Raw genomic sequence first — 23,126 nt, forward strand, 5'->3', positions numbered from 1 at the left:
TCATTGCTGGTCCCGACGGTACCGCGCGCCCGGTTGGCGGTAGCGCCCCCTGCGGAGTCGGGTGGATCGACGGACGGCTGCAAGGGCCGACAGCGCGCGTGGGAAGATGGCCACCATGTGCGGACTTCTGGCCTTCTTCAGCGCGAACGGTAACGCCGCCGCGCATCGCGACCACATCGCCGGAGCGTTGGAATGCCTGCACCACCGCGGCCCCGACGAGACCGGGGTCGAGGTGGTCGGCGACGCCTCCGGCCGGTACGCGGACGGCGTGTTCGCCCACAAGCGGCTGGCGATCATCGACGTCGCGTCGAGCCACGAGCCACTGCCCTACGCGAACGGCCGTTACCTGCTGACCTTCAACGGCGAGATCTACAACTACATCGAGCTGCGCGAGGAGTTGATCAGGAACTTCGGTGCCCAGTTCGCCACCGCCGGTGACGGTGAGGTGATCGTCGCGGGCTACCACTTCTGGGGCGAGCAGGTGCTCACCCGGCTGCGGGGCATGTTCGCCTTCGTCATCTGGGACCGGCAGGAGCGTCGGGCGTTCGGTGCCCGCGACTACTTCGGCATCAAGCCGATGCACTACCTGGAGACAGCCGACGGCCTCTACCTGGCGTCAGAGAAGAAGGCGCTGTTGCCGTTCGCGCACAGCAACTACCAGGGCGACGCGGGCGTCGACACGGCCAACCTGAGCCACTACCTGACCCTGCAGTACGTCCCCGAGCCTGGCACCCTGCACAAGGGCATCAGCCGGATCGGCTCCGGGGAGTACCTGAACTGGACCCCGGGCGGCCGCATCGACGTGCGTCGGTGGTATCGGCCGGTGTTCCGGCCGGCGCCGGTCGACGACGAGCAGAAGCTCTACCACGAGATCCGCGAGACGCTGCGGGAGAGCGTGCGCATGCACATGCGCTCCGACGTGCCGGTCGGCTCGTTCCTGTCCAGCGGCATCGACTCCACCGCGGTGGTGGCGCTGGCGCGGGAGTTCAACCCGAACATCCTCACCTTCACCGTCGGCTACGACGTACCGGGATATTCGGAGATCGACGTCGCCCAGGACTCGGCCCGGCACCTCGACGTCACCACGATCCCCACCAAGATCGGTCCGCAGGACATGATGGACGCGCTGCCGACGATCGTCTGGCACCTCGACGATCCGGTGGCCGACCCGGCGCTGGTGCCGCTCTACTTCGTGGCCAAGAAGGCCGCCGAGCACGTCACTGTGGTGCTCTCCGGTGAGGGCGCGGACGAGTTCTTCGGCGGCTACACGATCTACCGGGAGCCGCTGTCGCTGGGCACCGTCAACGGCCTGCCCGGCGGCGTGCAGAAGGGGCTGCGCGCGGTCTCCAAGGCGATCCCGCAGGGGGTCAAGGGAAAGAGCTTCCTGGAACGCGGCACCACCCCGATCGAGGAGCGTTACTACGGCAACGCCCGGATGTTCACCGAGGAGGAGAAGCAGCACCTGATGCGCCGCTACGACCCCTCGGTGCGCTACACGGACGTCACCGCCCCGATCTACGCCGAGTGCACGGAGCTCGACGACGTCACCAAGATGCAGTACGTCGACCTCTACACCTGGCTGCGCGGCGACATCCTGGTCAAGGCCGACCGCATCTCGATGGCGCACTCGCTGGAGGTGCGGGTGCCGTTCCTCGACCGTGAGGTCTTCGACGTCGCGGCGACGATCCCGGTCGACCTGAAGCTGCCGCCGCGCTCCGACGCCACCAAGTACGCGATGCGTCAGGCGTTGCAGGGTGTCGTGCCGCCGGCCATCGTCAACCGCAAGAAGTTGGGCTTCCCGACCCCCACCCGGGTCTGGCTGCGCGGCGAGATGTACGAGTGGGCCCGGCACGTGATCAGCACCTCTGGTGCGGGCGATCTGCTCGACCTGTCGTACGCGCTGCGGCTGCTCGACGAGCACAAGCGGGAGGAGGCCGACCACTCCCGCAAGGTGTGGACGGTGCTGATCTTCTGCATCTGGCACGCGATCTTCGTGGCCAAGACCCTCGACCCGGGTATCCAGCGCAACCAGTCCGCCCTGATCACGAAGCCGGTGGTCGGCTCCATGGTCCGCTGACCCCGACCCCAACCCTGTCGATCAAGAGGTTTGCGTCACCGGAGCGGTTCCGGATGACGCAAACCTCTTGATCATTTCAGGTGGTGGTGGTTAGCGGCGGGCGCAGGTGACTGTGGGGAGCCCGTTGGTTCCGGTGGTGCTGGCCAGGAAGCCGAACGTCGTGGTGCCCTCCGGTGCGACAGTGCCGTTGTAGGAGACGTTCGTCGCCGTCACCGTTGAGCCGGACGTCGTCTGTGTGGCGCTCCAGATCTGACTGATCGACTGCCCGTTGGGCCAGGTCCAGCTCGCTGTCCAACCGGAGAACGGCGTGCTGCCGTGGTTCATGATCGTGACCTCGCCCTGGAAGCCGCCCTGCCAGGCGCTGCTCACCTTGTAGACCGCCATGCAGTCGCCACCGGCCGGCGGCGGGGTGGTCGTCGGCGGCGGGTCGGTCGGCCCCGGCGTCGGGGTGGTCGGCGTGGGCGTCGGGGTGGTCGGGGTGGGGGTCGGCGACGTGCCGCCCTTCACGCCTGTCACCTGGCCGTTGCCGCCGTCGAAGACCACGTCGGAGCAGCCGAAGAAGTTCTCCTGTGAGTCCGAGCGGACCCAACGGGAGTAGATGATGTGCTGGCCGCTCTTGCCCGAGGGCAGGTTGCCGCTGAAGTAGTAGTGCCCCTCGTTGGTGCCGACCGAGCCGCGCTGCGGCGGGTTGGTCACCGTGAGGAACGGCTGCTCCTCCAGGTCACTCCAGGCCAGCGCCCGGGTCGGGCTCCAGCCGTTCTTGGTCACGTAGAAGTAGAACGTGCCCGGGTGGTGCGCCCAGTTGCTGTACCGGAAGTCCAACCGCGCACCTGAGGTCAGGTGGGTCAGCGGCCAGTCGGTGCGGGCCAGGTTGAAGCCGCTGTAGCCGGAGTTGCCGCCACTGCACAGCTGCCCGTCGGGAATGAAGCCGGTGGTCCGGCCATTGGCGTCGGAGCGCAACACGCTGAACCAGTTGTAGAGCGAGTTCGCCCCGCTCTGCGCCACCGCCGCGGAGCACGCGGGGTTGATCGGCCTGATCTCACCGGTCTGGGTGAGGCCGTCCTGCCAGCACAGGTAGGTGCGGCTGCCCGGGGTCAACGGCGTGCCGTGTGCTGCCGCTGGCTGCGGATTGGGCGCCAGGGCGACAGCGCCCAGCGCGAGGGTCACGGCCGCGATGAGCAACGCGGCCATACGGGAACGGTTCACGGGTTCTCCTGACTCGCGAGGGGCGCTGCCTGAGCCGCCCCACCGCAATCGGGTGGGATGTGGCGTGATCGCCCCGCTGTCGTGAGCGGTGCGACGATCATGGCGACGTGCCCCGGCGGGAAACAGCCGGTGGACGTGCGCCGTCGACGGTCCTTGCCCTGGACCGGTGCCCTCGCGCCAAATGAACCCGGCAACCGGCGGCGCGGCAGCCCTCGCACCGCCCGGTACGCGTCATCCCACCACGCCGAACGCCCCAGCACAATAGGCGTTCCTCGATGCATGAGAAGGGCCACCGGTCCCCGTCGCACGCCATATCCTGCGTACGGGGATGACGGAACGAAAGAGGCTGCCGCCGGTGCCGGACGTGTTCGACGAGGTGCACCGCCGGTGCCGTGACGGCGAACCCGTCGCGCTGGCCACCGTCGTGGCCACCTGGCGCTCCGCCCCGCAGCCGCCCGGTGCCGCCATGGTGGTCGCCACCGACGGCACGGTCATCGGCAGCGTCTCCGGCGGCTGTGTCGAAGCGGATCTCTACGAACGGGCCCGCTGCGTGCTCGACACCGGCAAACCCGCGCTGTGCCGGTACGGGATCAGCGACGACGACGCGTACACCGTGGGCCTGACCTGCGGTGGCATCCTCGACGTGTTCGTGGAACGCGTCGACTCCAGCGCCCTGCCGGCGCTGGACGCGGTCGCCGCCGCCCGGCGCAGCGGCCGCCCGGCGGCAATCGTCACCTGCGTGGCCGCCGACGCCGGCGATCCACCAGCAGACAACGATCCACCACCCGACCCGGCCCGGCGGCTCGGCCGGCGGCTGGTGCTGACCGGCCAGCAGAGCATCGGCTCGCTCGGCGACGACCGGCTCGACGACGCCGCCCGCGACGACGCCCTCGGGCTGCTCGCCGCCGGGCACAGCGGGATGCTCCGGTACGGGTATCACGGGCAGCGCCGAGGCAGCGGCATCGACCTCTTCGTCACCGCGTACGCCACCCCACCCCGGATGATCGTCTTCGGGGCGATCGACTTCGCCGCCGCGGTGGCCCGGATCGGCGCGTTCCTCGGTTACCGGGTCACCGTCTGCGACGCCCGGCCGGTCTTCGCCACCGCGCGGCGCTTCCCCGAGGCGGACGAGGTGGTGGCGCAGTGGCCACACCGCTACCTGCGTACGGAGTTGGCGGCCGATCGGCTCGACGAGCGGACGGTGGTGTGCGTGCTCACCCACGACCCGAAGTTCGACGTGCCGTTGCTGGAGCTGGCGTTGCGTCACCCGTTGGCGTACGTCGGGGCGATGGGCTCACGGCGCACCCACGACGAGCGGCACAAGCTGCTGCGCGAGGCGGGGCTCAGTCCGGCGCAGCTCGCCCGGCTCGCCTCCCCGATCGGGTTGGATCTCGGTGGTCGTACCCCGGAGGAGACCGCCGTGAGTGTGGCCGCGCAGATCGTCGCGGCCCGATGGGGCGGCACCGGCCGCCCCCTTGCGGCGCTCGACGGGCCGGTCCACCACCCGGGTTAGCGCGCACGTCGGTGCGTGGTCTTCGGCGCCCATCGGGCCGTGCGTTGTGCCAGCCTGATGCCACGGCGATCGGCTCGGCGAGTGGCGGCCGGTGGTGACGACGAGAGGATCGGCATGGGATACGCGGTGGTGCTCGGCGAAGCGCTCGTCGACCTGCTCGACAGCGAACTCGACGGGGAGCGGGTCTATCGGCAGGCCATCGGCGGTGGGCCGCTCAACGTCGCCGTCGGGGTGGCCCGACTCGGCGGTGCGGCGCAGTTCGTCGGCTCGCTCGGTGACGACGCGCTGGGCGGCCGGATCCGCGCCTTCCTCACCGCGGCCGACGTCGGGGTGGCCGGTGCGATCACGGTGCCGGCGCCGAGCACGCTCGCGGTGGTCACGTACGCCGGGCCGGAGCCAGACTTCCGCTTCTACGGCGAGCCGGCCTCCTACGGCCTGCTCGGCCCCGACGATCTGGATCTCGCGCTGCTGGAGGGCGCCGACGTGCTCTACTGCGGCTCGATCGTGCTGCTCCAACCAAGCACGCTCGCCGCCGCCCGACGTGCCTGGTCGCTCGCCACCGGTCTGCGGGTCTTCGACCCGAACGTGCGTCCCCGGCTGCTGCACGGACCAGGCGCGCTGGAAGGGCTGCGCGAGGTGGTGGCGGAGTTCGCCGCCGGCGCGCACCTGGTCAAGCTGAGCGCCGCCGACGCCGTGCTGCTCTATCCCGGTGAGCCGGTCGAGGGGGTGGCGACGTACCTGCGGGAGTTGGGGGCGGCCACGGTCGTGGTGACGCTCGGCGCGGCCGGTGCGGTGCTGGCCGCTGCCGACGCCGACCCGGTCCGGGTGCCGGCTCCCAAGGTCAACGCGATCGACGCCACCGGCGCCGGTGACTCGGTGATGGCCGCGCTGATCGCCGACCTGCTCGTCGACGGCGAGCCGGAGAGCCCGTCCGGCTGGCCCGACCGGGTCGCCTTCGCCCTGCGGGTAGCCGGCCTGGTCTGCGAATCCCCGGGCGGCGCCACCGCGATGCCCACCCGAGCAGCCGTCCAACGCCGCTTCGAGGGCTAGATCGAGCCGTCGAGCTGCTGGTAGCCGCGGTGGGTGGCGATCAGTGCGGCACGGGCCCCGAAGGGCGCCTCGGCGGCCACCCGCTCCGCCGGCGCGCTGCCGGTGTGCCCGGCCCGGATCAGCCAGGCCAGTTTTGCCAGCTCCGCGTGCTGGGCTCGGACGAAGTCGACGTCCACCGGGTCGCCGTGGCCGGGGATGACCACCGTGCGCGCGGTGGTCAGCCGCAGCAGGTCCGCGACCGCGTCCGGCCACTGCAGGGGGTACGAGTCCTCGAAGGCGGGCGGGCCGCTCTGCTCCACCAGGTCCCCGGCGACCAACACGTCGGCGTCCGGCACGTGCACCACCAGGTCGGCTTCGGTGTGCCCCCGCCCCGGGTGTCGCAGCAGCACCTGCCGGCCGCCCAGGTCGACTGTCGTCTCGACGTGCACGGTGTGCGTCGGGGCCAGCAGCGGGGTGCCGGCCAGCTCGGCGGCGAGCGCCGGGTGCTCGGTGCGCAACTCCTCGTACGCCTCGCGGCGCAGCCGCTCCGGCTCGTCGCGCAGGGCGGTGGCAGCCAACTCGTGCGCGTACACCGGGCGGGGTGGGTCACCGGCCAGGACGGCGTTGCCGAAGCAGTGGTCGTAGTGGTGGTGGGTGTTGACAAGCGTCAACGGGCGGTCGGTGACGGCTCGGACGGCCGCGGCCAGCTCGGTGGCCTGGGCGGCCGACGAGAGCGTGTCCACCAGGAGCGCCTCGTCGTCGCCGACGATCAGGGTGACGTTTACCCGCAGCAGCGGCTCGGCCAACACGTGCACCCGGTCGGCGACCTCGACGAAACCGGCGTTCACGACGCCCGCCCGGCGCGCTCGACGAAGCGTCCCCGGTCGACCAGGATCCGGTCCACCCGCCCCCGGGCCACCGTCTGATCACCGTCGCTGACCGTGACCTCGAACGACAGCCGGCGACCGTCGACGGTCGCCAGCAGCGCCTGCGCCCGGACCGTCCGGCCGACCACTGTCGGCGCCAGGTGCTCCAACTCGACCCGGGTGCCCACGGTCGTCGAACCGGGCGGCATCCCGGTCGCCGTCGCCGCGACGGTCGCCGCCTCGGCCAGCGCCAGCACCCGGGGAGTGCCCAGCACCGGTACGTCCCCGGAACCGACCGCCTGGGCGGTGTCCGCGTCGGTGACGGTCAACTCGACCTGGGCGGTCAGACCCGGCGCGAAGGCCGGCTCGGGCTGCTCCTGCATGGTCGTCAGCCTAGTGCTCGCCGAGCCGGCCGAGCACTCGCCCGGCGATCCAGCACAACCTGTGCGCGGCCTCGCCAGGTGGTCCCCGTCGGTCGATGCCGCCCCCGTCGTTAACCTTGACCGCGATGGCCGTCGTGACTGACCCCCAGCCCCCCGCCCGGACCGACCCGCCCGCGTCCCCGGACGGGGGTCGTCGGCGCGTCGTCGCGATGACCGTCTGGGCGGTCGCCTTCGTCGGCGCGTGGCTGGCCATTGGGCTGCCCACCGACCCCACGTACGCCTTCGTCTGGATCTGGGCCGCGACCATCGCCTGGAACAGCGAACGGCCGTGGCGCAGTCACCTGCGCTTCGCCCGGGACTGGGTGCCGGTGGTGCTGCTGTTCGTCGTGTACAACCTCTCGCGCGGGTTCGCCGACAACGGGGCCACCCCGCACGCGATGGAGCTGATCGTCGCCGACCGGTTCATGTTCGGCTGGGCCACCGGCGGGGAGGTGCCCACCGTCTGGTTGCAGCAGCACCTCTACCGCCCGCAGGTGCACTGGTGGGATGTCGCGGCGAGCTGGGTGTACTTCTCGCACTTCGTGGTGGCGCTGACCGCCGCCGCGGTGCTCTGGCTGCGCGACCGGCACCGCTGGGCCGCGTACATGCGGCGTTGGGGTTTCCTCTGCGCGGCCGGCCTGGTCACCTACTTCATCTACCCGGCCGCGCCGCCCTGGTGGGCGGCGCAGAACGGGCTGCTCACCGAGGTCGCCCGGATCTCGACGCGGGGCTGGAAGGCGTTCGGCATGCACGGTGCCGGCAACGTCCTCAACGCCGGCCAGATCGCCTCCAACCCGGTGGCCGCGATGCCGTCGCTGCACACCGCGTGGGCGTTGTTCGTGGTGCTGTTCTTCCTGACCGCCACCCGTCGTCGCTGGTGGCCGCTGCTGCTCGCGTACCCGCTGGCGATGACCTTCACCCTGGTCTACTCGGGCGAGCACTACGTGATCGACGTGCTGGTCGGCTGGGCGTACGTGGGGCTGACCTTCCTGGTGGTAGGCCTGGCAGAACGCGCCTGGGCGAAGTGGCGCACCAGCCACCCCAAGCCCGCAGAACCAACCCCCACCCCCACCCCAACCCAACCAAGGTCCGGTGATCATGAAGTTGTTGCCCCGACACGCCGTGCGGCAGGGCAATAACTTCATGATCAACAGGGGTTAGCTGGGGGTGCGGGCGTCGTGGGAACGGGCAACCAGGGCGGCTGCCAGGGCCCAGGCTTCTGCTAGGTCGCGGTCCTGGGCGGTGGCGCCCGAACCGCCGGCGGTGTCCGCGTGGACGGAGGCCAACCCCAGACGGCGTTGGATCGGCCCCTGGACCACGCGCACGCTCTGGATCCGGGCGTACGGCACGATCACCAACTGCCGGGTGAGTCGCCCGGACCGGGTGGCGAACACCTGCTCGAACAGCCCCGCGCCGAACGCGTTCCGGCCCAGGGGGTGCAGCCAGCGGGTCCGGCGCGGTGGCGGGCTCAGGGTGAGCACGTCGAGGCGTACCCCGGGGAGCACCTCGGCGACGATCGCCGTCGCCGTCGGCAGGTCGCCGACCGGCAGCAGCCGGTCGGGCCGGTTGCGGTCGTCGGCCTCCGCGACGGAGTAACCGGCCACCTCCAGGCGCAGCCGCAGCCAGCCGTTCACCCGCCACAGCAGCGGCCAGGTGGCCCGCACGGTCTGCACTCGTTCCAGCGGCACGGTCTGCGCCCGCGTCTCCAGCAGGCCGTTGTGCACCCGCAGCGTGCCGCCGTCGAGGGCCAGCCGGAAGTTCCAGTCGTCGAGGACCCGGCGGATCGGTTGCAGGAGCACACCCGCCATCGCGGTCAGCGTGCTCGCCACCGCGACGAACGACCACGACCCGGCGGTGAGGAACTGCACCACGACGAAGGCCACACCGAACGGGAGCAGGAACGCCTGCGGGGTGAGCAGTTGGCTGATCAACAGGTTCTGGTTGCGTACCGCGTGCAGTGGCCGACCCGGCACGGCTGCCGGCGGCACCGTCGCACCCCCGACCGCCGGGACCGCCGCGTCGCCGGGCGTGGGCGCCTGCGCCACCCGCCCGGCCAGCGCCAGCAGCCGCTCGCGCAGCAGGGCCGCGTCGGCCACCCCGAGGTACGCCAGCGGCGCCTCGGTCTTGCCCCCGCCGACGACCTCCAGACGCAGCTCGGCCAGACCGGTGAGCTGGGCGAGCAGCGGCCGAACCACCTCCACGGCCTGTAACCGTTCCAATGGAATGGCCCGGGTACGCCGCCAGAGCAGCCCTTCGTACACCCGTAGCTCCCGGCCCACGACGTGGTAGCCGGTGTTGTACCAGCTGATCACCGACAGCACTGTCGCGCCGAGCGCCAGCACGGCCACCATGGCGGCGAACCAGCCGAAGCCCACCCGGGAAAGCGTCGACCAGGACAACCCGGCTATCACCACGACCAGGGACTTGGCGCCGTGCAACACCGGGCTGAGCGGATGCAGTCGCTGCCGGGGCTCGCCGTCGCCGACGCCCGGCGACGCCGACCACGGCGCGGGCGCCCCTGGCGGCACGGGCCCAGCAGGGGCCGCGTCAGCGGGCACCACCGGTGGCACCGGCCCGGCGGGGCCGTCACTCATCGGGCTGGTCCTCGGCACGGTCGGCGGCTGCCCGTACGGGTGCTCACAGCCCCTCCGCCCGGTCCTCGCCGAGCGCGGTGAGTCGATCGCGCAGCCGGGACGCCTCCGCCGGACGCAGCCCGGGCACCCGGGCGTCGCTCGCCGCCGCCGCCGTGTGCAACTGCACGGTGGCCAGGTCGAAGGCGCGCTCCAACGGCCCGGCGCTCACGTCGACGAACTGCATTCGCGAATACGGCACGATGGAGAGCCGGCGGACCAGCAGCCCGTGCCGGACCAGCAGGTCGTTGTCCCGCTCGGCGTACCCCCAGGCCCGCACGGCGCGGACGATCGCGACGGCCCGCCACGCGCCGAGCGCCAGCACGACGGCGACGGCGAGCCCCAACAGCCAGTGGCCGCTGAACGCCCAGCCGACCGACGTCACCGCCAGCCCGATGGCGACCACGACCGCCAGCCGGATCAGCTCCACCCAGATCAGGTCGGTGGAGATCGGCTGCCATCCGACCGTGTCCGGCCAGGGCTCCAGCGGCCCCCGGTCGCCCGCCGCGGTGGTCAGCAGAGGGCCGGACGCGCCGGGATCGGGCGGCGCGGCGGGCTCCGGGCCGAGCGTGGGAAACGCGCCGGACGCCGGCTCGACGCCGGGAGGTGCGGTGGCCGGGGTGGGCGGCCAGGACGGGGAGGTGGGGCCGGGGGAAGCCGGTGGGTCGCCGCTCACATGTCGAGCGTAGGCGATCCGGGCACCGGAGTGACGGCACGCAGAAAGCCGCGAGCGTCCAGGAAGTCACCGAGGCTGCCCCGGTGCTCGGCACAGGCCAACCAGGTCTTGCGCCGATCGGCGTCGTGCAGACGGGGATTGTTCCACTTCAGCGCCCAGACGGCGGCGGACCGGCAGCCCCGGGCCGAACAGACCAGGGCCTCGTCGGCGGGGGAGGGGGTGCTCATCCCGGCCAGTCTAGGGCGGCCGGACGGAGAGGTTGAGCGCCGGGCGACCACGGGGGGAGTCGCCCGGCGACGGGGTGAATCGTACACGCGGTGGGCCGGTCCGTGCATACCCGCGATGCGCGGTTCGGTTGCTGGGGACGACGCGGCGAAAATCGGCTTCTCACCACCTCGGCACTCAGCAAGGCGTGCGAGTCTTGATACCGCACGAGCCGCGACGACCGACAAACGCTGTGGAGGACCGGTGGCCCAGCCGACCATGCCCGACGCCCCGACACCGAACGGAGCGGCGCCAACGCCGGTGACCACACCGGCCCAGGACGCCACCCTGCTGGAGAAGGCGCTGTTCGAGATCAAACGTGTGATCGTCGGGCAGGACCGGATGGTGGAGCGGATGTTCGTGGCGCTGCTCGCCCGCGGTCACTGCCTGATCGAAGGGGTGCCCGGGGTGGCCAAGACCCTGGCGGTGGAGACCCTCGCCAAGGTCGTCGGCGGGTCCTTCGCGCGGGTGCAGTTCACCCCGGATCTGGTGCCGGCCGACATCATGGGCACCCGGATCTACCGGCAGTCGAGCGAGAAGTTCGACGTCGAGCTGGGGCCGGTCTTCGTCAACTTCCTGCTCGCCGACGAGATCAACCGGGCTCCGGCGAAGGTGCAGTCCGCGCTGCTGGAAGTGATGAGTGAGCGGCAGGTCTCCATCGGTGGGGAGAGCCACCGGGTGCCCGACCCGTTCCTGGTGATGGCCACCCAGAACCCGATCGAGCAGGAGGGCGTCTATCCGCTGCCGGAGGCGCAGCGGGACCGGTTCCTCATGAAGATCGTGGTGGGCTACCCGACCGACGCGGAGGAACGGGAGATCGTCTACCGGATGGGCGTGGCCGCGCCCGAGCCGACCGCGGTGTTCGACACCCCGGAGCTGATCGCCCTGCAACGCAAGGCGGACCAGGTCTTCGTCCACAACGCCCTGGTCGACTACGCGGTCCGATTGGTGCTGGCGACCCGCGCCCCGGCCGAGCACGGCATGCCCGACGTCGCGCAACTGATCCAGTACGGGGCCAGCCCGCGCGCCTCGCTGGGTCTGGTCCGGGCGACCCGTGCCCTGGCGCTGCTGCGCGGGCGTGACTACGCCCTGCCGCAGGACGTGCAGGACATCGCGCCGGACATCCTGCGGCACCGGTTGGTGCTCAGCTACGACGCGCTCGCCGACGACGTGCCCGCCGACCACATCGTGCAGCGGGTGATGTCGACGATCCCGCTCCCGGCGGTCGCCCCCCGGCAGCAGGCCACTCCGTCGCCGATCGCGCCGCCGCCGGGCGCTGGCTGGCCCGGGCAGCGGCCGTGACCTCACCCACCCCTCGTCCCGCCCCGCTCGCCGACCGCAGCGAGGCCGTGCTGTCCCGGCTGCAGCTGCTCGTCACCCGCAAACTCGATGGTCTGCTTCAGGGCGACTACGCCGGCCTGCTGCCCGGACCGGGCAGCGAGGCGGGCGAGTCCCGGGAGTACCGCCCCGGCGACGACGTGCGTCGGATGGACTGGCCGGTCACGGCACGGACCACGACACCACACGTGCGGCGTACGGTCGCCGACCGGGAGTTGGAGACCTGGCTCGCGTTGGATCTCTCCGCCAGCCTGGACTTCGGCACCGGGCAGTGGCTCAAGCGGGAGGTCGTGGTGGCCGCCGCTGCCGCCATCACCCACCTGACCGTGCGCGGGGGTAACCGGATCGGCGCCGTGATCGGCACCGGTGGCGGCGTGTCCGCGCCGGCCCGACGCTGGCGCGGCGGACCACCGCCGGCCGGGCCCGGGGTGCTCACCCGGCTGCCGGCCCGCTCCGGCCGCAAGGAGGCGCAGGGCCTGCTGCGGGCCGTCGCCGGCACCACCATCCAGCCCGGCCGAGGAGACCTGGGCGCCCTGATCGAGATGCTCAACCGACCACCCCGACGACGCGGGGTGGCCGTGGTGGTCTCGGACTTCCTCGCGCCGGCCGAGCAGTGGGCGCGGCCGATGCGCAAGCTGCGGGTCCGCCACGACGTGCTGGCGATCGAGGTGGTCGACCCGCGCGAGTTGGAGCTGCCCGACGTGGGCGTGTTGCCGGTGGTCGACCCGGAGAGCGGCGAGCTGCACGAGGTGCAGACCGCCGACCCGCGGCTGCGGCAGCGCTACGCCGACGCCGCCACCGCCCAACGGGCCACGATCGCCGCCGCCCTGCGGGGTGCCGGCGCGGCCCACCTGCGTCTGCGTACCGACCGAGACTGGCTGCTGGACATGGTGCGATTCGTGGCCGCGCAGCGGCACGCGCGCACCCGGGGGACGACACGATGATCCGTTTCATGCAACCGTGGTGGCTGCTGGCTGTGCTGCCGGTGCTCGCACTTGCCGCGTTCTACGTCTGGCGGCAACTGCACCGCCGGGCGTACGCGATGCGGTTCACCAATGTGGACCTGCTGCGTACGGTCGCGCCGAAGGGCCTGGGCTGGCGTCGGCACGTCCCGGCGACCGCGTTCCTGCTCTGCCTGCTGGTGCTGGCCACCGCGCTGGCCCGGCCCGCGGTGGACACCAAGGAGCCGCTGGAGCGGGCCACCGTGATGCTCGCCATCGACGTGTCCTTGTCGATGCAGGCCGACGACGTGGCACCGAACCGGCTCGAGGCGGCGCAGGAGGCGGCCAAGCAGTTCGTCAGCGAGCTGCCGGAGAGCTACAACCTGGGCCTCGTGTCGTTCGCCAAGGCGGCCAACGTGCTGGTGCCGCCAGGCAAGGACCGGGACGCGGTGACCAGCGCCATCGACGGGCTGGTGTTGGCCGAGGCGACCGCGACCGGCGAGGCGGTGTTCACCTGCCTGGAGGCGATCCGGTCGGTGCCGGCCGACGGCGCGGCGGGCATTCCGCCGGCCCGGATCGTGCTGCTCTCCGATGGTTTCCGGACTTCCGGTCGGGCGGTGGAGGAGGCGGCGGCGGCCGCGCAGGCGGCCAACGTCCCGGTCTCCACCATCGCCTTTGGCACCGACACCGGGCAGGTCGACATCGGCGGGCAGTTGCAGCGGGTGCCGGTGGACCGGATGGCGCTCGCCGAGCTGGCCGAGACCACCGAGGGTTACTTCTACGAGGCGGCCTCGGTGAGCGAGCTGAAGCAGGTCTATCAGGACATGGGCAGCTCGATCGGGTTCCGCACCGAGCCGCGTGAGGTGACCCAGTGGTACGCCGGGGTGGCGCTGCTGCTGGCGCTCTGTGCGGGTGCGCTCAGCCTGCTCTGGTCGTCGCGGATGCTCTGAACGGTGTACCGGCGGCGGTCAGTGACCGCCGCCGGCGAGCACGAAGACGATGGCCACCCAGACGGCGGCGAGGGTGAAGCCCAGCGGGGCGACGTAGCGGCTCATGACGGCTCCGGGTGGCGGCTGGACGGTCCGCGTGCGGGGGCGGACCGCAGGGGGCGGGGACGCGCACACGAAGTCGTGACCGGGCGGCTCCCGGCGACCGCCCGGGATCGGGCGGCGCGACACACTCACCTCGGCAGGTGCCGAAGCGGTGGGGGAGCGGAGCGGGGTCAGCTCACCAGACTGAGTCGTGGCTCAGCGGGACTGACCATCGGCCCGGCCACGACTGGGAGGATCGCTATCTCGCACAGCGATCACCTCCTGCAAGTCGGGCCGGCCGGAACGTCGATGATCGTACACCCGCGGTGCCGACGGAACGCACTCGGCCGACCGGCCGGCACCCCCTCCACCGCCCGGCTGGCGCTGCGGCCGGGGCCGGCCGAGGCTCCGGGCCGACCCCGTCACGAGGCATGCCACCAGGGGTTGATCCCCGTGTCATACCTCAATGTGACGCGCCTCCCGTTAGCGCTTACCTGCCGGTAACGCCTAGGCTCCGACGCGTCCGTGCCGACCATTCGCAAGGGGGAACAGTGGCCCGTACCGTGCTGGTGACCGGGGGTAACCGGGGGATCGGCCTGGCCATCGCGCAGGCCTTCGCCAAGCAGGGCGACCGGGTGGCGGTCACCCACCGCAGCGGCGAGGCGCCCGACGGGCTGTTCGGCGTCCGCGCCGACGTCACCGACGCCGCCTCGATCGACGCTGCGTTCGCCGCCGTCGAGGCCGAGCTGGGGCCGGTCGAGGTGCTGGTGGCCAACGCCGGCATGACCGACGACACGCTGCTGCTGCGGATGAGCGAGGAGCAGTTCACCGGTGTGGTGGACACCAACCTCACCGGCGCGTTCCGGGTCGCGAAGCGGGCCTCCGCAAAGATGCTCCGCGCCAAGTGGGGCCGCATGATCTTCATCTCCTCGGTGGTCGGCCTCTCCGGTGGCGCCGGGCAGGTCAACTACGCCGCCAGCAAGGCCGGCCTCGTCGGCGTCGCCCGCTCGATCACCCGGGAGCTGGGCAGCCGCAACATCACCGCGAACGTGGTGGCGCCCGGCTTCATCGACACGGACATGACCGCCGGCCTCTCCGAGGACCGCAAGGCGGAGATCCGCAAGTCCATCCCGGCCGGCCGGATGGCCAGCCCGGACGAGGTCGCCGCCGTGGTCACCTGGCTGGCCTCCGACAGCGCCGGGTACGTCTCCGGCGCCGTCATCCCGGTCGACGGCGGCCTCGGCATGGGCCACTAACCTTTTTGACTACGGAGGATTTCTGCGATGTCCGGACTGCTCGCCGGTAAGCGACTGCTCGTCACCGGTGTCATCACCGACGCCTCGATCGCCTTCTCGGTGGCGAAGCTCGCCCAGGAAAATGGCGCGCAGGTCGTGCTCACCGGCTTTGGCCGGCTCTCCCTGGTCGAGCGGATCGCCAAGCGGCTGCCCGAGCCGGCGCCGGTCATCGAGGTGGACGTCACCAACACCGAGCACCTGGCTGGCCTCGCCGACCGGGTACGCGAGCACGTCGACGGCCTCGACGGTGTCGTGCACTCGATCGGTTTCGCCCCGCAGAGCTGCCTGGGCGGCGGCTTCCTCGACGCACCGTGGGAGGACGTGGCGACCGCCCTGCACGTCTCCACCTTCTCGTACAAGTCGCTGGCCATGGCGGCGCTGCCGCTGATGTCGCCCGGCGGCGCGGTGGTCGGCCTGACCTTCGACGCGACGAAGGCGTGGCCGGTCTACGACTGGATGGGCGTGGCCAAGGCCGGCCTGGAGTCCGCGTCCCGCTACCTGGCGCTGCACCTGGGCAAGCAGGGCATCCGCAGCAACCTGGTCGCCGCCGGGCCGCTGCGCACCATCGCCGCGAAGTCGATCCCCGGCTTCGACCAGTTCGAGTCCGCCTGGGCCGAGCGGGCCCCGCTGGGCTGGAACCTCACCGACCAGGAGCCCGCCGCGCGGGCCTGCCTGGCGCTGCTCTCCGACTGGTTCCCGGCCACCACCGGCGAGATCGTCCACGTCGATGGCGGCTACCACGCCATCGGTTCCTGACGCGTGACCGACGACGCTCCCTGGTCGCCGTTCGCGTGATCTACGCATCCGGACCAGGGGGCGTCGCCGGGACGTCCCGGCCGGGGGGCAAGAATGAACCCCATGTCGTACGACGCGGTGGTGCTGGTGTCCTTCGGCGGGCCGGAGCGGCCCGAGGACGTGATGCCGTTCCTGCAGAACGTGACCCGGGGCCGGGGTGTGCCGCCCGAGCGGCTGACTGAGGTCGCCGAGCACTACCAGCACTTCGGTGGGGTGTCCCCGATCAACCAGCAGTGCCGGGACCTGCTGGCCGCCGTCCGCGCCGACTTCGCCGCGCACGGTGTCGACCTGCCGATCTACTGGGGCAACCGCAACTGGGACCCGATGCTCGCCGACACCGTCACCCAGATGCGCGACGACGGGATCACCCGGGCGCTGGCCTTCGTCACCAGCGCGTACGGCGGCTACTCGTCCTGCCGGCAGTACCAGGAGGACATCGCCGCCGCGCGCGCCGCGGTCGGCCCGGACGCCCCGGTGATCGAGAAGCTGCGCCAGTTCTGGGACCACCCCGGCTTCGTCGAGCCGCACGTCGACGCGGTCCGGGCTGCCCTGGCGCAGCTCGACCCCGCGAAGCGGGACACCACCCGGCTGGTCTTCACCGCCCACTCCATCCCCAACTCCATGGCCGCCAACGCCGGCCCGCACGGCGGCCGGTACGAGGCGCAGCTGCACGAGACCGCCCGGCTCGTCGCCGCGGCCGCCGCCCCTGACCTGGCGTACGACCTGGTCTGGCAGAGCCGCTCCGGCCCACCGCAGGTGCCGTGGCTGGAACCGGACATCAACGACCACCTGGCCGCCCTCGCGCAGGGTGGCACCACCGGCGTGGTGGTCAGCCCGATCGGGTTCGTCTCCGACCACCTGGAGGTCGTGTGGGACCTGGACACCGAAGCGTTGGACACGGCCAAGCGTCTCGGCCTGGACTTCGTCCGGGCCGCCACCCCGGGCACCGACCCGCGCTTCGTGACCATGGTGCGTGAGCTGGTCACCGAGCGGACCGACCCGGACGGTGCGCAGCTGCGCCGCCGCCTGGGCGAGCTGCCCATGTGGGACACCTGCGCCACCGTCTGTTGCGTACCGACCCGTCGACCCTGACAACTGAGGATCATCATGCAGGACCGTAAGCCCGTGCAGAGTTGGCTGACCGACATGGACGGCGTACTGGTGCACGAGGGCCAGCCAGTGCCCGGCGCACCGGAGTTCATCAACCGGATGCGCGCCTCCGGCAAGCCGTTCCTGGTGCTGACCAACAACTCGATCTACACGCCGCGGGACCTGACGGCCCGACTCAGCCGGATGGGGCTGGACGTGCCGGAGGAGTCGATCTGGTCCTCCGCCCTCGCCACCGGCCAGTTCCTCGCCGACCAGCGGCCGGGCGGCACCGCGTACGTCATCGGTGAGGCCGGGCTGACCACGGCGCTGCACGCGGTCGGCTACGTGCTGACCGACTTCGCCCCCGACTACGTGGTGCTCGGCGAGACCCGCACCTACAGCTTCGAGGCGATCACCAAGGCCGTCCGCCTGATCAACGACGGGGCCCGGTTCATCTGCACCAACCCCGATGTGACCGGCCCGTCCGTGGAGGGCGCCCTGCCCGCTGCCGGCTCGGTCGCCGCCATGATCTCCAAGGCGACCGGGGTCGAGCCGTACTTCGTCGGCAAGCCCAACCCGATGATGATGCGTTCCGCGCTCAACACCATCAACGCGCACTCGGAGAGCACCGCGATGATCGGTGACCGGATGGACACCGACATCCTGTGCGGCCTGGAGGCGGGGCTGGAGACCATCCTGGTCCTCACCGGGATCAGCAGCCGTACCGAGGCAGAGCGCTACCCGTACCGCCCGTCCCGGATCGTCAACTCCGTCGCGGACCTGCTCGACGAGATCTGAGCAGCCCTGGCGGATGATCGTGCGGTAACCAGGATGTAGTGGTCACGAAGCGCCCGCAGACCACTACATCCTGGATCGAGCACGATCATGGGTTGCTGGGGCGCTCGCGGTTACCGGGGTGGGTGGTGTGGTCAGGGGCGTAGTGGGGCGTTGCAGGCGGCCACCAACGCCTGACGGCAGGCCGCGGTGAGCGGTCGTAGTGCCGCGTCCCGTTGCTGCGCCTCGTAGTTGTTGATCGCGCCGCCCGGCGCTACGTGCCCGGCCAACGCCAGCACCCGGTCGAGCACCGCCGCTCGGGCGAAGAGCCGACGTGCTCGCGGGTCGAAGCCCGGCGGCAGATCGGTCGCGCCATCCGGGCGGCGCAGCGCGGCCAAAGCGCCGGCCAGCTCGGGCCGCCACTGGGCCACGTCGAGACGGGTCAGCACGGCGGTCGTCTCGGCCAGCGCGGCGGCCAGCTCGGCCTCCGCCTCGGCGGCACCGGGCAGCGCCAGTGAAGCGGCGGGCGCGTTGGCCGGCAGCGGGTAGACCCGCCAGAGCACCGTCTCGAAACAGTCCCCCGAGCCGGAGGTGTGCATCCGCACCTCAGGAATCAACCCGAGCCCACCGGCGATGACCGCCTCGCCCATGACCAGCGCCGCACCGGCGAAATCGCCCGGGCCAGGCAGCCCTCGAGGATCGCCCGGTGCGGGCAGCACCAGCCGGATGTCATCCGGGGAGAGCTTGGCCAGAGTCGGTAGCGCGGCGCCCAGCGGGACGTCGGTCCAGGTGCCGGGGGCGTCCGCCACGAGGTGTTCCTCGTCGCCGGCGATGGCGTCGGCGACCTCGTCGTACGGCACCAACCCGGCGCGCCACGCGCGCACCCAGGCAACGAACCGGCTCGACCGGCGCGGCGTGAGTGTGGCCGCGCCCGTTGCGGGGGTGGACATGCCGAAAGGGTACGTGGTCACGACCGGCCCTGTCTCGACTGCCGCTCCGGCTGCCCGGCCTGCCCCCAACTGCCCCCTTCGCCCCAATCCTGCCCCGTCCCGTCCGATCCGCCCCCCGCGCCGCGCCCGCCCTGCCCGGTGCCGCGACTCTGCGAGCGCCGGGGCCCTTCGGCCCATCGACGCGACGCGACGCGGGTCGGGGTTTACGGGGTTTGTTCCTTGCGGGTCTGGTCGGCCAGGTGGGTGGGCATGGGATCGTGGCGGACGAAGTGACGGCGGAAGGTGCCGGTGCCGGCCGTCATGGAGCGCAGCTCGACGGCGTAGCGAAGCAGCTCGGTGGCCGGCACCTCGGCGCGGACGAGGGTGCGGCCCTCGGTGTCCGGGTCCGGTTCGGTGCCGAGCACCCGGCCGCGGCGGCCGGACAGGTCGCCCAGCACGGTGCCCACCGAGCCGTCCGGGACTCGGATGGTGACCTCGTCGATCGGCTCCAGGAGAGCGGGCTGACCGCGCTCGGCGGCGTCGCGCAGCGCCAGCGCGCCGGCGGTCTGGAAGGCCGCGTCGGAGGAGTCGACGCTGTGCGACTTGCCGTCGACCAGGGTCACCCGCAGGTCCACCACCGGGTGGCCGGCGACCAGGCCGCGCTCAAGTTGGGCGCGTACGCCCTTCTCCACCGACGGGATGTAGTTGTGCGGCACCGCGCCGCCGACCACCCGGTCGACGAACTCGAAGCCACCGCCAGCGGGCAGCGGCTCGACCTCGATGTCGCAGACCGCGTACTGGCCGTGGCCACCGGACTGCTTGACGTGGCGGCCGTGTCCCTTCGCGGGCACCGTCAGCGTCTCGCGCAGCGACACCTTGACCGGCTCGGTGTCCAGCTCGACGCCGCCCGCGCGGAGCCGGTCGAGCACCACGTCGGCGTGCGCCTCGCCCATGCACCAGAGGACCAACTGGTGGGTCTCCGGGTTGCGCTCCAGCCGCAGCGTGGGGTCGCCGGCGATCAGGCGGGCCAGGTTGCGGGCCAGGGTGTCCTCGTCGGCGCGGCTGCGGGCGACGATCGCCACCGGCAGCAGCGGCTCCGGCATCTCCCAGGGGGCGATCAGCAGCGGGTCGTCCTTGGCCGAGATGGTGTCGCCGGTCTCGGCGCTACCCGACTTGGTGATCGCGCAGATGTCGCCGGCCACGCAGTGCGACACCTCACGCAGGGTGGCGCCCAGCGGGGTGTAGATGTGCCCGACCCGCTCGTCGGCGTCGTGGTCGGGGTGCCCGCGTTCGGCCATGCCGTGCCCGGAGACGTGCACGGTCTGGTCGGGGCGCAGCGTGCCGGAGAAGACCCGGACCAGGGAGACCCGGCCGACGTGACGGTCGACGGTGGTCTTGACGACCTCGGCGACCAGCGGCCCGGCCGGGTCACAGGTCAGCGGCGGACGCGGGTCGCCGTCCACGCCGGTCACCGCCGGCAACTCGTGCTCCAGCGGCGACGGGAACGCGGCGGTCAGCACCTCCAGCAGCACGTCCAGTCCGACACCGGTCTGGGCGCAGACCGGCACCACCGGGTAGAAGTGGCCCCGGGCGACGGCCTTCTCCAGGTCGTCGATGAGCACCTCGTCGGTGATCTCCTCGCCGTCGAGGTAGCGGTCCATGAGGGTCTCGTCCTCGCTCTCGGCGATGATCCCCTCGATCAGCTCGTCGCGGGACTCGTCGATGGCCCGCTGGTGCTCCGGGTCCGGGTCGCGGACGTCGGCGGGCAGCCCGGCGCTGTAATCGAAGACCCGACGGGTGATCAGGCCGAGCAGACCTTCGGTGGAGACCCCGTCGTCGCCGAGCATCGGCAGGTAGAGCGGCATCACGTTGTCACCGAAGAGGCGTTGGCAGAGCGCCACGGTCTCGTCGACGTCGGCGCGGGGCTGGTCCAGTCGGGCGACCGCGACCGCGCGGGGCATGTCGACGGCCGCGCACTCCTCCCACAGCGCGACGGTGGCGGCGTCCATGCCACCCGCCGCGGAGACGACGAAGAGCGCGGCGTCGGAGGCCCGCAGCCCGGCGCGCAGCTCACCGACGAAGTCGGCGTACCCGGGGGTGTCCAGCAGGTTGACCTTGATGCCGTTGTGCAGCAGCGGTGCGCAGGACAGGCTGACCGAGCGCTGCTGGCGTACGGCCGCGGGGTCGTGGTCGCCCACCGTGGTGCCGTCGACCACGGTGCCGGCCCGGCCGATCGTGCCGGTCGCCGCGAGCAGGGCCTCGACCAGGGTGGTCTTGCCCGCCCCGGAGTGCCCGACGAGCACCACGTTGCGAACCTGCTCGGGCTCGGTCACCACGGGCGTGCCGCCGGTGGAACCTTTGTCGTGACTCTTCTGCGCCATGGGGGCGCACCTCCCTCAGCCGGTGGTGGTGGCGACCGCCGCGCGACGGGTAGCGGCCCGGGGCGAGTGCGCGGCGTCATCCTCCGGTGGTCTGCTGCACAGCGGGAACGGGACGGGTGGACGGGTGAGCTGGCTCACCTCCCGGCTCGATCTCACACCCGTTGCCGGGTAGGCACAAGCCTCCCCCAGGCGGGTCGGCGGGACCGTCCGTATCGCCGGAGCTGGGCGGACCGTTATCGTGGGGACCGCCATGGCGAAGATCTTCCAAGTGTCGGCCCGCGCGGGGATGACCCGCGTCGTCGAGCCGATTGCCCGTGCCCTTCTGCGCGCGGGCGTTACCCCCAATGCCGTCACCGTCGCGGGCACCGTTGGTGTGCTCGTCGGCGCGCTCGGCTTCGGTGCTCGCGGCCACCTGGTCGCGGGCGCGTTGATCGTGACCGTGTTCGCGCTCACCGACCTGCTCGACGGGACGATGGCCCGGATGAGCGGCGGCTCCACCAAGTTCGGGGCGTTCCTCGACTCAAGCATGGACCGGGTCGCCGACAGCGCCGTCTTCGGTGCCGTCGCGTACTGGTTGGCCACGCAGAGCAACTACTCCGGGGTGGCCGCCGCGTTGGTCTGCCTGGCCGCCGGCAGCCTGGTCTCGTACGTGAAGGCTCGCGCCGAAGGGCTCGGCATGACCTGCAACGTGGGCATCGCCGAGCGCACCGAGCGGCTGCTGATCGTCGGGGTTGGCGGGATCCTCACCGGCCTGAACGTGAAGCCGGCGTTGGAGATCGCGCTCTGGCTGCTGGCCGCAGTGTCGATCTTCACGGTGGGGCAGCGGATGACGCACGTCTACCGCCAGGCCCAGCAGTTGCAGCCGGACGGCCAGGCGTGAGCGCCGCGCCGGCGACCGGGCGTCGGACGACCGCCGGCCGAGTCGCGTGAACCTCACCGAGCTGGGCTACGTCGCCGGTTGGCGGGTGGTCCGCGCGCTACCCCGGCCGTTGGTGGCGGCGGCGTTCCAGGCGGGCGCGGACCGCGCCCATCGTGCCGGCGGCGGGGGTACGGCCCGACTGCGCGCGAACCTGCGTCGGGTGGTCGGCCCGGAGCTGCCCGAGGCCGAGCTGGACGATCTCGTCAAGCGCGGGTTGCGCTCGTACGCCAGGTACTGGATGGAGGCGTTCCGGCTGCCCGCCCTGAGCCGGTCGAAGATCCTGTCCAACTTCCGGCTCGACGGCGCCGAGCTGCTCGCCGCCGACGTGGCCGCCGGTCGGGGCGCCGTGGTGGCGTTGCCGCACGCCGGCAACTGGGACGCCGCGGGCGCCTGGGTGGCGGCCAGCGGTTGGCCGATCACCACGGTCATGGAGCGGCTCAAGCCGGAGGGCGTGTACAAGCGGTTCATGGCCTTCCGGGCGAGTCTGGGGATGGAGATCCTGCCGACGCACGGGGGGCCGCGTCCGGCGTTCGACGTGTTGCTGGACCGGCTCCGGGCCGGCGCGGTGGTGCCGCTGCTGGCCGACCGTGATCTCTCCGCCCGGGGGGTGGAGGTGGACTTCTTCGGTGGGAAGACCCGGATGCCGGCCGGGCCGGCGCTGCTCGCGTTGCACACCGGCGCGCCGCTCTACGTGGCCTCGATGTGGTACGAATCGGACGCCGCCTGTGCGTCGCTCGCCGGCCCGCTGCCGGTGCCGGGGCCCGAGGTGGGGCCCCTGGACCAGCGGGTCCGGTCGCTGACCCAGTTGATCGCCGACCGTCTGGCGGCGGGTATCGCCCGGCATCCGGAAGACTGGCACATGTTGCAGCGGATGTGGCTGGACCAGGGGAGGTCGGGGGAGGGCACGGCGCTGCCCTCGCCGGCCTCCGGTCAGGCCTAGAGGGGGTGGGC

Annotated in this window: 22 protein-coding genes; 13 read left to right on the forward strand and 9 right to left on the reverse strand. The window is 72.0% G+C overall.

Annotated elements, in window-relative coordinates; genetic code table 11:
- Positions 1-115: 115 nt before the first annotated feature.
- Entirely contained in the window at positions 116-2,077 is a 1,962-nt protein-coding gene (gene asnB, locus IF46_RS0111420; RefSeq protein WP_036391874.1) for an asparagine synthase (glutamine-hydrolyzing), read from the forward strand.
- 90 nt (positions 2,078-2,167) lie between these two features.
- Here asnB and IF46_RS0111425 read toward each other — a convergent pair whose 3' ends face one another.
- Positions 2,168-3,268 carry a lytic polysaccharide monooxygenase gene (locus IF46_RS0111425; RefSeq protein WP_030488285.1) on the reverse strand — a complete coding sequence of 367 codons (1,101 nt, stop codon included), beginning with the start codon at positions 3,266-3,268 and terminating at the stop codon, positions 2,168-2,170.
- A 343-nt stretch (positions 3,269-3,611) separates the two neighbouring features.
- Here IF46_RS0111425 and IF46_RS0111430 point away from each other — a divergent pair, with 343 nt between their 5' ends.
- Both IF46_RS0111430 and IF46_RS0111435 read left to right on the forward strand, forming a co-directional pair.
- Positions 3,612-4,796 carry an XdhC family protein gene (locus IF46_RS0111430; RefSeq protein ID WP_198041422.1) on the forward strand — a complete coding sequence of 395 codons (1,185 nt, stop codon included), beginning with the start codon at positions 3,612-3,614 and terminating at the stop codon, positions 4,794-4,796.
- A 114-nt stretch (positions 4,797-4,910) separates the two neighbouring features.
- Positions 4,911-5,846: a PfkB family carbohydrate kinase gene (locus IF46_RS0111435; RefSeq protein WP_030488287.1), complete on the forward strand. Its 936-nt coding sequence runs from the start codon at positions 4,911-4,913 to the stop codon at positions 5,844-5,846.
- Here the strand turns inward: IF46_RS0111435 and IF46_RS0111440 are convergent.
- Complete coding sequence (locus IF46_RS0111440) at positions 5,843-6,673, reverse strand: MBL fold metallo-hydrolase (protein WP_030488288.1); 831 nt, start codon at positions 6,671-6,673, stop codon at positions 5,843-5,845. The genes IF46_RS0111435 and IF46_RS0111440 overlap by 4 nt on opposite strands.
- Positions 6,670-7,074 (reverse strand): thioesterase family protein, encoded by a 405-nt coding sequence (locus IF46_RS0111445; protein WP_030488289.1) that lies wholly within the window; start codon positions 7,072-7,074, stop codon positions 6,670-6,672. Before IF46_RS0111445 ends, IF46_RS0111440 begins: the two co-directional genes overlap by 4 nt.
- 125 nt (positions 7,075-7,199) lie before the next feature.
- Between IF46_RS0111445 and IF46_RS0111450 the strand changes: the two genes are divergently transcribed.
- Positions 7,200-8,252, forward strand: a complete 1,053-nt coding sequence (locus tag IF46_RS0111450; RefSeq protein WP_232234009.1) for a phosphatase PAP2 family protein — start codon at positions 7,200-7,202, stop codon at positions 8,250-8,252.
- An 18-nt stretch (positions 8,253-8,270) separates the two neighbouring features.
- Here IF46_RS0111450 and IF46_RS0111455 read toward each other — a convergent pair whose 3' ends face one another.
- From IF46_RS0111455 to IF46_RS0111465, 3 genes are all read right to left on the reverse strand, one after another.
- Positions 8,271-9,707: a PH domain-containing protein gene (locus tag IF46_RS0111455; RefSeq protein WP_084597872.1), complete on the reverse strand. Its 1,437-nt coding sequence runs from the start codon at positions 9,705-9,707 to the stop codon at positions 8,271-8,273.
- Between the two features lie 43 nt (positions 9,708-9,750).
- Positions 9,751-10,263 (reverse strand): PH domain-containing protein, encoded by a 513-nt coding sequence (locus IF46_RS0111460; protein ID WP_036391881.1) that lies wholly within the window; start codon positions 10,261-10,263, stop codon positions 9,751-9,753.
- Between the two features lie 152 nt (positions 10,264-10,415).
- Positions 10,416-10,646: a hypothetical protein gene (locus IF46_RS0111465; protein WP_030488293.1), complete on the reverse strand. Its 231-nt coding sequence runs from the start codon at positions 10,644-10,646 to the stop codon at positions 10,416-10,418.
- Between the two features lie 241 nt (positions 10,647-10,887).
- Between IF46_RS0111465 and IF46_RS0111470 the strand changes: the two genes are divergently transcribed.
- The 3 genes from IF46_RS0111470 to IF46_RS0111480 are packed head-to-tail and all read left to right on the forward strand — an operon-like array spanning position 10,888 to position 13,912.
- Positions 10,888-11,985 carry an AAA family ATPase gene (locus IF46_RS0111470; RefSeq protein ID WP_030488294.1) on the forward strand — a complete coding sequence of 366 codons (1,098 nt, stop codon included), beginning with the start codon at positions 10,888-10,890 and terminating at the stop codon, positions 11,983-11,985.
- Positions 11,964-12,965 (forward strand): DUF58 domain-containing protein, encoded by a 1,002-nt coding sequence (locus tag IF46_RS0111475; RefSeq protein ID WP_084597873.1) that lies wholly within the window; start codon positions 11,964-11,966, stop codon positions 12,963-12,965. Before IF46_RS0111470 ends, IF46_RS0111475 begins: the two co-directional genes overlap by 22 nt.
- On the forward strand, positions 12,962-13,912 hold the full coding sequence (locus tag IF46_RS0111480) for a VWA domain-containing protein (protein WP_030488296.1): 951 nt from the start codon (positions 12,962-12,964) through the stop codon (positions 13,910-13,912). Before IF46_RS0111475 ends, IF46_RS0111480 begins: the two co-directional genes overlap by 4 nt.
- 18 nt (positions 13,913-13,930) lie before the next feature.
- Here the strand turns inward: IF46_RS0111480 and IF46_RS32480 are convergent, their stop codons facing one another.
- Positions 13,931-14,146, reverse strand: a complete 216-nt coding sequence (locus tag IF46_RS32480) for a hypothetical protein (protein WP_157562913.1) — start codon at positions 14,144-14,146, stop codon at positions 13,931-13,933.
- A gap of 398 nt (positions 14,147-14,544) precedes the next feature.
- On the opposite strand from IF46_RS32480, the gene fabG reads away from it, so the two are divergent.
- From fabG to IF46_RS0111505, 4 genes are all read left to right on the forward strand, one after another.
- Positions 14,545-15,249 (forward strand): 3-oxoacyl-ACP reductase FabG, encoded by a 705-nt coding sequence (fabG, locus tag IF46_RS0111490; protein ID WP_030488297.1) that lies wholly within the window; start codon positions 14,545-14,547, stop codon positions 15,247-15,249.
- Positions 15,250-15,276: 27 nt separating this feature from the next.
- Positions 15,277-16,044 carry an enoyl-ACP reductase FabI gene (fabI, locus tag IF46_RS0111495; protein ID WP_030488298.1) on the forward strand — a complete coding sequence of 256 codons (768 nt, stop codon included), beginning with the start codon at positions 15,277-15,279 and terminating at the stop codon, positions 16,042-16,044.
- 102 nt (positions 16,045-16,146) lie between these two features.
- On the forward strand, positions 16,147-17,175 hold the full coding sequence (locus IF46_RS0111500) for a ferrochelatase (protein ID WP_030488299.1): 1,029 nt from the start codon (positions 16,147-16,149) through the stop codon (positions 17,173-17,175).
- 15 nt (positions 17,176-17,190) lie between these two features.
- Positions 17,191-17,970 carry an HAD-IIA family hydrolase gene (locus IF46_RS0111505; protein ID WP_030488300.1) on the forward strand — a complete coding sequence of 260 codons (780 nt, stop codon included), beginning with the start codon at positions 17,191-17,193 and terminating at the stop codon, positions 17,968-17,970.
- Between the two features lie 131 nt (positions 17,971-18,101).
- On the opposite strand, the gene IF46_RS0111510 is transcribed toward IF46_RS0111505, so the two are convergent.
- On the reverse strand, positions 18,102-18,896 hold the full coding sequence (locus IF46_RS0111510) for a hypothetical protein (protein ID WP_030488301.1): 795 nt from the start codon (positions 18,894-18,896) through the stop codon (positions 18,102-18,104).
- A 203-nt stretch (positions 18,897-19,099) separates the two neighbouring features.
- Complete coding sequence (locus tag IF46_RS0111515) at positions 19,100-21,256, reverse strand: elongation factor G-like protein EF-G2 (protein WP_030488302.1); 2,157 nt, start codon at positions 21,254-21,256, stop codon at positions 19,100-19,102.
- Between the two features lie 250 nt (positions 21,257-21,506).
- Here IF46_RS0111515 and pgsA point away from each other — a divergent pair, with 250 nt between their 5' ends.
- Positions 21,507-22,136, forward strand: a complete 630-nt coding sequence (gene pgsA / locus IF46_RS0111520; protein WP_030488303.1) for a phosphatidylinositol phosphate synthase — start codon at positions 21,507-21,509, stop codon at positions 22,134-22,136.
- A 46-nt stretch (positions 22,137-22,182) separates the two neighbouring features.
- The gene (locus IF46_RS0111525; RefSeq protein ID WP_030488304.1) at positions 22,183-23,115 is read left to right on the forward strand and encodes a phosphatidylinositol mannoside acyltransferase; all 933 of its coding nucleotides are present in this window, start codon (positions 22,183-22,185) and stop codon (positions 23,113-23,115) included.
- Positions 23,116-23,126: the final 11 nt, after the last annotated feature.

Source organism: Micromonospora chokoriensis, assembly GCF_000718555.1.
Classification (GTDB): Bacteria; Actinomycetota; Actinomycetes; order Mycobacteriales; family Micromonosporaceae; genus Micromonospora; species Micromonospora chokoriensis_B.